General features: G+C 68.1%; 14 protein-coding genes. 5 read left to right on the forward strand and 9 right to left on the reverse strand.

Going from position 1 to position 12,492, the window contains the following annotated elements:
• The first annotated feature begins 1 nt into the window (after position 1).
• Positions 2–757: a sirohydrochlorin chelatase gene (locus IJ15_RS0110445; protein ID WP_031938282.1), complete on the forward strand. Its 756-nt coding sequence runs from the start codon at positions 2–4 to the stop codon at positions 755–757.
• Positions 758–767: 10 nt separating this feature from the next.
• Here IJ15_RS0110445 and IJ15_RS0110450 read toward each other — a convergent pair whose 3' ends face one another.
• Positions 768–1,757 (reverse strand): diaminopimelate dehydrogenase, encoded by a 990-nt coding sequence (locus tag IJ15_RS0110450; protein ID WP_031938283.1) that lies wholly within the window; start codon positions 1,755–1,757, stop codon positions 768–770.
• A gap of 90 nt (positions 1,758–1,847) precedes the next feature.
• Here IJ15_RS0110450 and IJ15_RS0110455 point away from each other — a divergent pair, with 90 nt between their 5' ends.
• The 3 genes from IJ15_RS0110455 (at position 1,848) to IJ15_RS0110465 (ending at position 4,688) form a co-directional block, all read left to right on the forward strand.
• Positions 1,848–2,639, forward strand: coding sequence for a pentapeptide repeat-containing protein (locus IJ15_RS0110455; RefSeq protein WP_031938284.1), 792 nt, complete (start codon positions 1,848–1,850; stop codon positions 2,637–2,639).
• A gap of 152 nt (positions 2,640–2,791) precedes the next feature.
• The gene (locus tag IJ15_RS0110460; RefSeq protein ID WP_031938285.1) at positions 2,792–3,307 is read left to right on the forward strand and encodes a flavin reductase family protein; all 516 of its coding nucleotides are present in this window, start codon (positions 2,792–2,794) and stop codon (positions 3,305–3,307) included.
• Positions 3,308–3,377: 70 nt separating this feature from the next.
• A complete protein-coding gene (locus IJ15_RS0110465; RefSeq protein WP_031938286.1) occupies positions 3,378–4,688 on the forward strand; it encodes a serine hydrolase domain-containing protein in 1,311 nt (436 codons plus the stop codon).
• Positions 4,689–4,748: 60 nt separating this feature from the next.
• On the opposite strand, the gene IJ15_RS0110470 is transcribed toward IJ15_RS0110465, so the two are convergent.
• From IJ15_RS0110470 to IJ15_RS27060, 8 genes are all read right to left on the reverse strand, one after another.
• Complete coding sequence (locus IJ15_RS0110470; RefSeq protein ID WP_031938287.1) at positions 4,749–5,696, reverse strand: sulfate/molybdate ABC transporter ATP-binding protein; 948 nt, start codon at positions 5,694–5,696, stop codon at positions 4,749–4,751.
• Positions 5,693–6,499, reverse strand: a complete 807-nt coding sequence (gene cysW, locus IJ15_RS0110475) for a sulfate ABC transporter permease subunit CysW (RefSeq protein ID WP_031938288.1) — start codon at positions 6,497–6,499, stop codon at positions 5,693–5,695. The genes IJ15_RS0110470 and cysW overlap by 4 nt, the downstream gene beginning before the upstream one ends.
• Positions 6,496–7,380 (reverse strand): sulfate ABC transporter permease subunit CysT, encoded by an 885-nt coding sequence (gene cysT, locus IJ15_RS0110480; protein WP_051918746.1) that lies wholly within the window; start codon positions 7,378–7,380, stop codon positions 6,496–6,498. The genes cysW and cysT overlap by 4 nt, the downstream gene beginning before the upstream one ends.
• Entirely contained in the window at positions 7,380–8,411 is a 1,032-nt protein-coding gene (locus tag IJ15_RS0110485) for a sulfate ABC transporter substrate-binding protein (RefSeq protein ID WP_031938290.1), read from the reverse strand. Before IJ15_RS0110485 ends, cysT begins: the two co-directional genes overlap by 1 nt.
• Positions 8,412–8,615: 204 nt before the next feature.
• Entirely contained in the window at positions 8,616–8,705 is a 90-nt protein-coding gene (locus tag IJ15_RS26980; RefSeq protein ID WP_331281023.1) for an Ms4533A family Cys-rich leader peptide, read from the reverse strand.
• Positions 8,706–8,852: 147 nt separating this feature from the next.
• Complete coding sequence (locus IJ15_RS0110490; protein WP_031938291.1) at positions 8,853–9,077, reverse strand: hypothetical protein; 225 nt, start codon at positions 9,075–9,077, stop codon at positions 8,853–8,855.
• Positions 9,078–9,170: 93 nt separating this feature from the next.
• A complete protein-coding gene (locus IJ15_RS0110495; RefSeq protein WP_031938292.1) occupies positions 9,171–10,202 on the reverse strand; it encodes a sulfate ABC transporter substrate-binding protein in 1,032 nt (343 codons plus the stop codon).
• Between the two features lie 80 nt (positions 10,203–10,282).
• On the reverse strand, positions 10,283–10,372 hold the full coding sequence (locus IJ15_RS27060) for an Ms4533A family Cys-rich leader peptide (RefSeq protein WP_407984082.1): 90 nt from the start codon (positions 10,370–10,372) through the stop codon (positions 10,283–10,285).
• A gap of 103 nt (positions 10,373–10,475) precedes the next feature.
• Here IJ15_RS27060 and IJ15_RS0110500 point away from each other — a divergent pair, with 103 nt between their 5' ends.
• On the forward strand, positions 10,476–12,446 hold the full coding sequence (locus IJ15_RS0110500) for a glycoside hydrolase family 15 protein (RefSeq protein ID WP_031938293.1): 1,971 nt from the start codon (positions 10,476–10,478) through the stop codon (positions 12,444–12,446).
• Positions 12,447–12,492: the final 46 nt, after the last annotated feature.

Consider the following 12,492-nt stretch of genomic DNA (forward strand, 5'->3'; position numbering starts at 1 on the left):
TGTGACTGCGCCGCTGATCGCCGTCGCGCACGGCAGCCGTGATCCCCGATCCGCTCGGGTGGTCGCGGCTGCCGTGGCGGCGATCCGTGCACGACGGCCGGATCTCGACGTGCGGCTGTGCTTCCTGGACCTGAACGCGCCGTCCGTGGACCAGGTCGTCGACGCTGTTGCCGCGGAGGGTCATTCCACGGCAATCGTGGTCCCGCTGCTGCTCGGCAGCGCCTTCCACGCGCGCGTGGATCTGCCGGGCATTCTCGCCGGCGCCCGTGCGCGGCATCCTCGGCTGACGCTCGTCCAGTCGGACGTGCTGGGCCACGACCACCGGCTCGTCGGCGCCGTGCGGGACCGGATCGCGCAGTCCGGTGTGGCTGTCGACGACACCTGCACCGGTGTCGTCCTCGCCGCGGTCGGCTCGTCCGACCCGCGGGCGAACGATCGCACCCGCACCCTCGCACCCGCACTCGCCGCGGGCACCCGCTGGGCGGGAACCGCCGTCTGCTTCGCTACATCCGCCGAACCGACCGTCGCACAGGCGGTCTCAATGCTGCGCTCGCGAGGGGCCGAGCGCATCGTGATCGCCCCCTGGTTCCTGGCACCCGGACGTCTGACCGACCGACTCGGCACGGCCGCCCTCGAGGCGGCCCCCGACGCGATCTTCGCCGACACCATCGGCGCACACAGCCGCCTCGTCGACGTCACACTCGACCGGTACCGGTCCGCTCTGCCCGCACTCGCGCGGGCAGAGCGGTCCGCCTGACCCGTCCGCGTTACAGCAACTCTGCGCGCAACTGCTCCGGGGACTTCGGCGACAGCAGGCCCGGGGCCACGTCGTAGACGGTGTGGGCGCCGATCCGGCCGTCGGCGTTCAACCGGTGCACCGCCCGCGCGTATGCCACCAGGACGCTCGCGGTGAACTCGGGATTGCTGCCCAGCGCGAGGCTGTACTCGACGGTCTGCACGTTCCCGGTGCCGGTGGATCCGCTGCGGATCACGAAGCCACCGTGCGGCATTCCCGCGTGGTCACGCGCGAGGGTGTCCGCGTCGACGAAGTGGACGACCGTGTCGTACTGGTCGAAGTAGTCGGGCATCGTGACGATCGCCTGCCGCACGGTCTCCGCGTCGGCGCCGTCGGCGAGCACCACGAAGCATTCGCGGGTGTGCTTCTCACGGGTCGCCAGTTCGGGCCGGCTGCCGCCACGCACCTTCGCGATCGCCACCTCCGACGGCAGCGTGTACTGCACGGCACCCGCGACACCGGGCACCCGGCGCACCGCGTCGGAGTGCCCCTGGCTGACCCCGCGCCCCCAGAAGGTGTAGGTCTCGCCCACCGGCAGGATCGCCTCACCGTAGACACGGTTGATCGAGAACAACCCCGGATCCCAGCCGGTCGAGATCAGCGCCGTGCGCCCCGCAGCGCGGGCCGGGGCATCCACCGCGGCGAAGTACTCCGGGATGCGGGCGTGCGTGTCGAAACTGTCGACGGTGTTGAATCGCGCCGCCAACTCCGGGCCCTGCTCCGGCAGATCCGACTTCGAACCACCGCACAGGATCAGTACGTCGATGTCGTTCTCGTGCCCGGCCAGTGCGTCCCACCCGAACACCGCCGTGTCCGGACGCTGCGGGGTGAGCGTCGCCGGGTCACGCCGGGTGAACACCCCCACCAGCGTCATGTCCGAGTTCGCCGCGACCGCGGACTCCACTCCTCGACCCAGATTGCCGTATCCGGCAATCCCGATTCGGATCCGACCGCTCTCCACTACGCCTCCTAGCAGGGCAGACGTCCGTCGGCTGCCCAACCGCCCACCGTACCTGGGCCCGTGACGCCGCCTGCCACCTACAGTGGGTCGGTGACGAGGGAGAAGCGCACCATGGTGAGTGCCGCATCACTGCGCGGCAGATGGAGCCCCGAGGACGTAGCCCTGATCGCACGCCGGTTCGTCGACCAGGCCCGGTTCGTCGGCCGCATCCACGAGATCGCATCCCCACACGGGACGACCGACGAAGGTCGCGTCGACCTGCGTGGGGCGAAAGTAGCCCGCGGACATTCGCTCTCGATCAAGTACCTCACCCTGGAGCGACTCGACCTGAGCCACGCGCAGGGCGCGCTCCACCTGTTCGAGACCGAAGTGAGCGACAGCCTGTTCGACAAGATCTCCGCGTCGGGCAGCGTGCTCGACCGTCTCTTCGTTCGGTGCAGCTTCAGATCGGCGCGCCTGACGCGGACACGGATCGGACGGACATTGATCGACTGCGACTTCACGAATGCCTCGATGCGCAAGCTCGCGCTCGGGGAGAACACCGTGTTCGAGCGGTGCACGTTCCACGGGACCGATCTGGCCGACGCGAAGCTCGTGGGCGGCCGTTTCGCCGAGTGCACATTCGCCGACACCACGTTCTCCGCGCTCACGACGTTCGACAGGTGCGACTTCAGGGGCACCCTGCCCGAGTTCGGATCCGCACGCCGCATCCGCTGCACCCATGACGGCACTCCCCTGCCCGACAGCTGGCCGGGACAGGCCGACGCCGAGGAGCTCGAACGCGACTATCTCGACCGCTACGCGCGCGCGGTGTTGGCGGAGACCGCCGAGACTGTGGAGACCGCCGAGACTGTGGACACAATGCCACTCGACCCCGAGTGACGGCGTCGAGTGTGGCGTTCCCGGCCTGCTGCAGCACCCGGGTGGCGGGCCTGCCGATCGCCGTGGCGTTCGGCACAGTCGCTTTACCTCGAGTGAACTTCAGGTTCTAGCGTTGTAGCCGACACCCCGATGCACCTGACGGAGGATCCCCGTTGACGACCGCCACCCCGATATCCCAGCTCAGCGGCGACTTTCGTCGAGCATTTCGCGGTCATCCCGCCGGTGTCGCCATCATCACCGCCCGGGGCAGCGAGGGCCCCGTCGGCCTCACGTCGTCGTCGGTGGTGTCGATCGCGGCGGACCCGCCGATCCTCGGGTTCTCGCTGCAATCCGATCGGGGCTCGGCCGCCGTCATCGGATCCGCCACCAGCTTCCTCGTGCACCTGCTCACCGCCGAGAACGCATCCCTGGCAAGACTGTTCGCCACGCCCGGTACCCGACGCTTCGGACCGGACATGGCCTGGTCGACTCTGGCGACCGGCGAACCCCTGATCCACGGAACCGGGCACGTGCTGCGCTGCACGCCCCTGTCGGGGGTCCAGGCCGGGCCGGCGACCGTCCTGACCGCCGCGGTCGAGGACGTCCTCGAACCCGAGAACCTCGGGGCGCCGCTCGTCTACCAGGACCGGAAATACCACTGCGTGAGCCCGTGGACGGTCCTCACCTGATCGGTCGTTCGTTCGGTCGGCCCGACGATTGTCGCCCGACAACCTCTACCGCAGATTTATTCTCGTGGGCATGCAGCCAACTGTCCGCCGAACCCGCCGAACCCGTCGGCGGGTCGGTGCCACGGCGCTCACCCTCGCCACTACGGCATCGCTCGCACTCACGGCTGCCACCACGCCGGCACCCGCCGCGATTCTGCAGCTGCCGAATCCGGGATCCGCGATCGGCGATGGCTGGGAACTCCAGACCGTCATGCGCACCGCGGCGACGGTCGTCGGCCACAGCGCACCGGGTATGTCCATCGCGATAGTCAAGCCCGACCCAGACGAGCCCGGCGAGTCGATCACCACGACCTACCATTTCGGTCTGGCGGACAAGGAGAACCAACGCAAGGTCGGCCCGCAGACGCAGTTCGAGATCGCCTCGGAGACCAAGACGTTCACCGCGGCACTGCTCGCGAAGAGGATCCGTGCCGGGCAGTCCGACTTGGCCGATCTCGCGCAGGACTACGAGCAGGACGTCACGTTCCCCACGATGGGCGGAGCAGCCATCACGCTCGGAGACCTCGTCACTCACCGGTCCGGATTGACCGACGATCCCGGCAACCTGCATGCGGGCTGCCCGGGCAGCGACCCCGGCTGCCCGGACGCAATGGCTCGGTACAACCGGACACTCCTGAGGGAGGGGATCGAGGCACCGGGCGCACTCGCGAACGCCCCGGGATCGACCTGGCTCTACTCGGATTTCGGTTTCGGCACGGTCGGCACCCTCATGGCGGACGCCTTCGCACCGGGTAGTCCCGAACCGCAGTTCGCCGACGTCGTCGAGGCGGAACTGACCGGGCCCCTCGGCATGACATCGACCGTCCTCGAGACGCGAACACCGGAGTTGGCTCAGCCGTACAGGAACGGAGCCGAAGCCGATCTCTGGAACAACACCGGAGCCCTCGCGGGAGGGGGTGGACTGATCAGCACAGTGTCCGACATGGCGAGATGGGTCGCCGGCACCCTCGGCTACGGCGACAGCCCGCTGGTACCCGTGCTGCAGTCGATGCTCGAACCCATCGCGGGCGTGGCGCCGACGAATCAGCCCGACATGACGATGGGCATGGCATGGCAGCTGTATCCCGCACAGAACGGGATCACCCGCCCCTACGCCTTCAAGAACGGCGCCTCGAACGGCAGCACCAGCGCCACCTACCTCCTGCCGTCGGAAGGCTGGGGAGTCACCGTCCTGGCCAACGGCCTGCACACCCGCGACGACGGCCAGGCCGATCCGACGACCGATCAGGCAGCTTTCGCCCTGATGCGGGAACTCGCTCCGCTGTTCCCGACCCCCGAAACGGGCAGCGGTTCGTCCCCGTTCGGTTCCGTCGGGTCCTGAACCGCAGCGGACGAGGAGGGCCCGGCCCCGAGAGGAACCGGGCCCGCCTCGTGCGCGGTGTCAGGCGATGATGTGACTCGGTCGCACGTACACCGTCTCGCCCTCGCGCAGACCCAGGGTCTCGGCGTCGCGGCGGGTGATCTGCGCCGACAGTTCCTGTGCGCCGGTCTTGGGCTGCAACTCCACACGGACCTCGAAACCGAGGTGCACCACGCGCGAGACCGTCGCTGCGAACGACTGCGGGATCTGGGTGCGCTCGAGCCGCAGATCGTGCGGGCGCACCAACTGTCCGTTGAGCCGCGCAACCGGCCCGAGGAACGACATCACGAAGTCGTTGGCCGGGGTGTCGTACAACTCCTGCGGCGTCCCGACCTGCTCGATCCGCCCCTTGTTGAGCACCGCGATCCGGTCGGCGACGTCGAGCGCCTCCTCCTGGTCGTGGGTGACCAGCACCGTGGTCACGTGCACCTCGTCGTGCAACCGCCGCAACCACGTCCGCAGATCGTCGCGCACCTTCGCGTCGAGCGCACCGAACGGCTCGTCCAGCAGCAGTACCTGTGGATCCACGGCCAGGGCGCGGGCCAGGGCCATGCGCTGTCGCTGCCCACCCGACAGCTGGGCCGGGTAGCGGTGCTGGAAGCCGTCGAGTCCGACGATCGCGAGCAGGTCGTCGACCTTCCTGGCGATCTCGGCCTTGGGGCGCTTGCGGATCGTGAGGCCGAACGCGACGTTGTCGCGCACCGTCATGTGCTTGAACGCCGCGTAGTGCTGGAACACGAAACCGATGTCGCGCTTCTGCGGCGGGACCCCGGTGACGTCCTTCCCCGCGATCGTGATGGTGCCCGAGTCCGGCTGCTCGAGACCGGCGATCGACCGCAGCAGCGTCGACTTGCCCGAGCCACTGGGCCCGAGCAGTGCGGTGAGCGAGCCCGACGGGATGTCGAGGGTGACGTCGTCGAGCGCGACGAAGTCGCCGTAGTTCTTGCGTGCCCCGGTCACAGTGATCATGTCGTGCTCCTCTTACGGTCGAGCAGGGTCATCAGCAGGAGTGTCACCACGGCGATCGACATCAGCAGTGTCGCCGCGGCGTAGGCCCCGAAGGTGTTGTGGTCGTCGATGTAGCGGGAGTGCACGAGCAGGGTCAGCGTCTGCGACTGGCCGGGAATGCCCGACGAGACCATGATGACGGCACCGAACTCGCCGAGAGCGCGGGCGACGGTGAGGACGATGCCGTACGTCAGGCCCCAGCGGATCGCCGGAAGCGTGATCCGGGTGAACGTCTGCCACTTGGACGCCCCGAGCGTGGCCGCGGCCTGCTCCTGCTCGTCCCCGATCTCGTGCAGCACCGGTTCCACCTCGCGCACCACGAACGGCAGCGTCACGAAGATCGTGGCGATCACCATGCCCGGCAACCCGAAGATCACCTTGAAGCCGAGAGATTCGACGCCGCCGAACCACCCGCCCGCACCCCACAGCAGGATCAGCGAGACGCCGACGACGATGGGTGACACCGCGAACGGGAGATCCACGACGGACTGCAGCAGCCCGCGGCCGGGAAAACGACCCCGCACCAAGGCGAGTGCGGTGATGATGCCGAAGGCGACGTTGATCGGCACGACGATCGCGACGATCAGTAGCGACAAGTTCAGCGCCGAGATCGCGGCCGGGGTGCTGATCGCGTGGTAGAACGCGACGAACCCGTGTTCGAAGGTGCGGTAGAGGATCACGCCGATCGGCACGATCAGGAGCACGAACAGGTAGCCGAGGACGATGGTGCGGAGACTGATCCGCGCCCAGGGGGAGATCTTCACTGTGCCTGCTCCTCTCGGCGCAGATTGCGCGCGGCGAAGATGCGCAGCACGAACAACGTCGCGAACGCGATCGCCAGCAACGCCACCGACACCGCGGCCGCGCTGACGGGACGGTCGATCTCGATCTGCTGCTGGATGTACTGCGAGGCCACCTGGGTCTCGCGCGGGATGTTGCCACCGATCAGCACCACCGAGCCGTACTCACCGATCGCCCGGGCGAACGCGAGTCCGGCACCGCTGATGATCGCCGGCGTGAGTATCGGCAGCACCACCCGACGGAAGATCGTCCAGTTGCTCGCACCCAGTGACGCCGCGGCCTGCTCCACCTCACGGTCGGCCTCCATCAGCACCGGCTGCACCGACCGGACCACGAACGGCAACGTGACGAACGCGAGCGCCATGATCAGCCCCGGCTGAGTCGCGTTGAGGTGCACGTCGATCGGACTCTGCGGCCCGTACAGCGACAGCAACACGATGCTGGCGACGATCGTCGGCAACGCGAACGGAAGGTCGATGAGGGAGCCGACGATCCGCTTGCCCGGGAACTCGTCCCGCACCAGCACCCACGCGATCATCGTGCCCATCACCACGTTGATCAGGGCGACGATCACCGACACCCCGATCGTCACGCGCAACGCTGCCAGCGCGCCGGGCGCGGTGACCGCGTCCCAGAACCCGGACCATCCGTCCTCGAACGACGTCACCGTCAGCGCCGCCAGCGGCAGCAACACGATGACGCTGAGCCACAACGCCGCGATACCGATCCCCAACGGGCCGACGGCGCCGGTGACGGCGAACCGGCGCCGGAAGCGCCCCTTCGGTTTCCGTGGTGGCGGCGTCTGCGCGGTCGGTTGCGGCGCCTGAGTCGTCTCTGTGGTCATCACTTGGTCGCGTTCTCGTAGATGGCGGCGATCCGGCCCGAGTCCTGCTCGAACAGATCCTTGTCGACGGTGTCCCAGCCCCCGAGGTCGGCGACGGTCCACAGCTTCTGCGGCTCCGGGAAATCGGCGGCGTACTCGGCCAGGACGGTCGGGTCGACGGGCCGGAAGCCTGCCTCCGCCCACTGCCGCTGCGCTTCGAGGGTGTAGAGGAATTCACGGAACGTGACCGCGGTGGACGCGTTCGGTCCGGTCGAGACCACCGCCACCGGATTCTCGACCTTGAGAGTCTCCGGCGGGGTCACGTGCTCCACCGGATCCCCCTTGCGTTCGATGAACAGAGCCTCGTTCTCGTAGCTCAGCAACACGTCACCGGTGCCCTGCAGGAACATCTCGGTGGCCTCGCGGCCCGACTTCGGTTGCACCGTCACATGCTCACCGATCAGCTTGCCGAGGTAATCGAGACCGGCCTGCGGATTCTCCCCGCCGTCACTCGCGGCCGCGTAGGGCGCCAACAGGTTCCACTTGGCCGAACCGGAACTGAACGGGTTGGGGGTCACCACCTCGACGCCGGGCCGGAGCAGGTCGTCCCAGTCGCGAATGTCCTTCGGATTGCCCTCCCGGACCACGAGCGTGACCACCGAACCGAACGGAATACCGTTGTAGGCGTTGCTGTTCCAGCTACTGTCGACCAGACCGGCGTCGACGAGCCGGGTGATCTCCGGCTCGACGGAGAAGCTGACCAGGTCCGCCTGGGCCCCGTCTTTGACCTTCCGCGACTGGTCACCCGAGGCCCCGTACGACGGGTTGAATCTCACACCTTCGCCCTCGCCGGTCAGGGCGAACGCCGCAGTCACCTTGTCGTAGCCGGGCTTCGGGACCCCGTACGCGAACAGATTGATCGTGCCGCCACTGCCGTCCGCACCGATGTCGCCTCCGCCCATCACATCGCTCGAGCCGCCGGCGCACCCGGCGAGAACGACAGCTCCGACCGCGACGAGCGCAGCCAGGACCGGGCGGGACCGATGCTTCATACGGATCTACCTTCCTACAGCGGCGGCGGATGCAGAAGAGCCCGCGCGCCGGAAAAACCCCGACCGGACGGTCGGTCGGTTCAAATGGGACCTGAATGCGGGGAGGGGTGTTCGCGGCGCACGTCGCCCCCGAGCGGGGCGGAAGGAAAGAGCGCGTTCGGACCGAACGCGCGTGTCACGACAGAGCGAACACCGAGACTGAGATCAACAACAGTCGATGTCGGCGACTGCGAGGCGGCCGACAGCGATCAACGCCAGTTCATGGCGGACCTGGTGCGCGGCGACTACAGACACGCGGCAGACTTTAGCAGAGCACGGAACCGACGTCCGAATGACGCGATTCGCGCACGAACGTCAGCGGGGGTCAGCGGGTGAAGTACCAGGCGATGACGACCAGGACGAGCAGCGCGATCAGCGCCAGGGTCACGCGTGAGCGCGGCATCAGGAACCCTCCACCTTCGTGTGTGCGTCCACGCGGACGTCGGAATCAGCCGGCTCGGCCCGACCGAACGCGGCGAACAGCGCGGACAACACGCGGTCGAGCACCCAGGCGATCCCGAAACAGGCAGGAATCATCACCACGATCACCAGGACGACCTGGGGAATGAACGGCAGGCCGGCGACCCACAGTTCTGCACCGTCCCACCAGCTCGCGAGTTGATCCACGCGACCACCCTAGCCGCTGACGAAACGGGGACCGAACACGGCGCAGCCGTCGCCATGTCCGGTCCCCGTGGCCGCGCGGTGTCCGCGCGACCCCTACTGCGTCGCGTTCTCGTAGATGACGGCGATGCTGCCCGTCCCCTGCTTGAACAGTTCCGCGTCGACGGCCGGCCAGCCACCGAGATCGGCGACGGTCCACAACTGCTGCGGCTGCGGGAAGTCTGCCGCGAACTCCGCTGCGACAGCCGGATCGACGGGCCGGAAGCCGGCCTCCGCCCACAGTCTCTGCGCCTCGGAGGTGTACAGGTAGTCGCGGAATGCGATGGCCTGGGGGGCGTTCGGGCTGTTCGAGATCACCGCCACCGGATTCTCGATCTTGAAGGTGGTCGGCGGCGTCACGTGCTCCACCGGATCGCCGTTCCGTTCGGTGAACAGTGCCTCGTTCTCGTAGCTCAGCAACACGTCGCCGGTGCCCTGCAGGAACATCTCGGTGGCCTCGCGGCCCGACTTCGGCTGCACCTTCACGTGCTCACCGATCAGCCTGCCGAGGTAGTCGAGACCGGCCTGTGGATTCTTGCCGCCGTCACTCTTGGCGGCATAGGGGGCCAACAGGTTCCACTTCGCCGAGCCGGAACTGAACGGGTTGGGGGTCACCACCTCGACACCAGGCCGGAGCAGGTCGTCCCAGTCCCGGATGTTCTCCGGATTGCCCTCCCGGACCACGAGCGTGACCACCGAACCGAACGGAATCCCGTTGTAGGCGTCGTTGTTCCAGTTCTCGTCGACCAGGCCGGCATCGACGAGCCGGGTGATGTCCGGCTCGACCGAGAAGTTCACGAAGTCGGCCTGCGCGCCGTCCTTGACCTTCCGCGACTGGTCCCCCGAGGCCCCGTAGGACGCGTTGAATCTCACACCCTTGCCCTCCTCGGTCTCGGAGAAGGCGGCGGTGACCTTGTCGAATCCCGGCTTGGGGACCGCGTAGGCGAACAGATTGATCGTGCCGCCGCTGCCGTCGGCGCCGGCGTCGGCGCCGCCGACGACGTCACTCGAGCCGCCGCTGCACGCGGTCAGCGCGACGGCGCCGATCACGGCGAAGGCGGTCAGGAACGAACGGGAACGATGCTTCATGGGATGACTTCCTATCGGGCTCACGGGTGCTGCGGATGACGGACGAAACCGGCCCGGCGCAGGCCGGGCGGAGGATCGCGTCAGCGACAGTGAACGTCCGCAACTGCAAGCCCGCCGACGGCAATCAACGCCAGTTCGTGGCGGACGCGATGAGGGGTGGCAACAGGCACGTCGCAGAACGTAGCAGACGTCGGCGCGGATGCCGAGGGATGAAATCAGGGCAGCTCTCGCGAACGGTGGACGCGGACGGACGGCCGGGTCGATGATGAGGTGATGACGTCTCAGGCCGAACAGCCCGTCACCACGCCCATCGCGGATTCCGACGAGGTGGCACCGAGGCGCCGCAGCGCCTTCCCCCCGATCGACGACTACGCCTTCCTGTCCGATTGCGAGACGAACTGCCTGGTCGCACGCAACGGCGCCGTCGAGTGGATGTGCGTCCCGCGCCCCGATTCCCCCAGCGTGTTCGGCGCGATACTCGACCGCAGCGCCGGCCACTTCCGGATCGGACCGTACGGCCAGAACGTGCCGTCCGCGCGCCGCTACCTTCCGGGCGGGCTGATCCTGGAGACCACGTGGCAGACCCAGACCGGGTGGCTGATCGTGCGCGACGCACTCGTGATGGGCCCGTGGCACGCCAACGAACAACGCTCACCCACGCGCCGGCGGACACCGTCCGACTGGGACGCCGAACACATCCTGCTGCGGACCGTCAAGTGCGTCAGCGGCACCGTCGAGGTGGAGATGAGTTGCGAGCCGGCGTTCGACTACCACCGCGCCCCGGCGCACTGGGAGTACACCGGCAAGGTCTACGAGGAGGCCACCGCGACGTGCCGCGGCGCCTCCCACGGCGAGCATCCGACACTCCGGCTGACGTCGAACCTGCGTCTCGGGGTCGAGGGCCGCGAGGCCCGGGCCCGCTCCCGCATGGTGGAGGGCGACAACGCTTTCGTCGCACTGTCCTGGTCGGAGATGCAGGCCCCCAAGAGCTTCGCCGAAGCGGCCGACAAGATGTGGCAGACCACTGAGTGCTGGCGGCAGTGGGTGACGATCGGACGCTTCCCCGACCATCCGTGGCGGAGCCACCTGCAGAGCAGTGCACTGACCCTCAAGGGGCTGACCTACGCACCGACCGGCGCGCTGCTCGCCGCACCCACCACGTCACTTCCGGAAACACCTGGCGGCGAACGTAACTGGGACTACCGGTACGCCTGGGTGCGGGACTCGACCTTCGCGCTCTGGGGTCTGTACACCCTCGGCCTCGACCGCGAGGCCAACGACTTCTTCTCGTTCATCTTCGACTCGGCCCAGTCCGACAACGGCGACCCGGCGCCGCTGCAGGTGATGTACGGCGTCGGCGGCGAGCACACCCTCGTCGAGGAGGAACTGGGGCACCTGAAGGGCTACGACGGGGCCCTGCCCGTGCGGATCGGCAACGGCGCCTACAACCAGAACCAGCACGACATCTGGGGCACCCTGCTCGACTCGGTGTACCTGCACGTCCGGTCCCGCGACCAGGTCCCCGAGACGTTGTGGCCGCTGCTCCTACGGCAGATCGAGGAGGTCGTCGAGCACTGGCGCGAACCGGACCGCGGGATCTGGGAGGTGCGCGGCGAACCGCAGCACTTCACGTCGTCGAAGATCATGTGCTGGGTGGCGCTCGACCGCGGCGCCAAACTCGCCACCCTGCACGGCGAGAAGGCCTTCGCGGCGCAGTGGACCGAGATCGCCGACGAGGTCAAGGCCGACATCCTCGAGCACGGTGTCGACGACCGCGGGGTGTTCACCCAGCGCTACGGTCATCCGTCCCTGGACGCCTCCCTGCTGCTGGCGCCGCTGTTGCGGTTCCTGCCCGCCGACGACCACCGGGTCAAGGCGACCGTGCTGGCGATCGCCGACGAACTCACCGAGGACGGACTCGTGCTCCGCTATCGGGTCGAATCCACCGACGACGGGCTGTCCGGGAAGGAGGGTACGTTCACGATCTGCTCGTTCTGGCTGGTGTCCGCGCTCGTCGAGATCGGGGAGGTGAAGCGCGCCCAGGACCTGTGCGAACGACTCCTCGCGTTCGCGAGCCCCCTCAAGCTCTACGGCGAGGAGATCGACCCTCGGACGGGCCGGCACCTGGGCAACTTCCCCCAGGCCTTCACCCACCTGGCACTGATCAACGCCGTCGTGCACGTCATCCGCGCCGAGGAGTCCGGCCACACCGGAACGTTCCAGCCGGCACACGGGCACTCCTGACGGTCGCGCGGACCGCCGCGAATCGCCGCGAACTCACGTGGCCTGT

Source organism: Prescottella defluvii (genome assembly GCF_000738775.1).
Classification (GTDB): Bacteria; Actinomycetota; Actinomycetes; order Mycobacteriales; family Mycobacteriaceae; genus Prescottella; species Prescottella defluvii.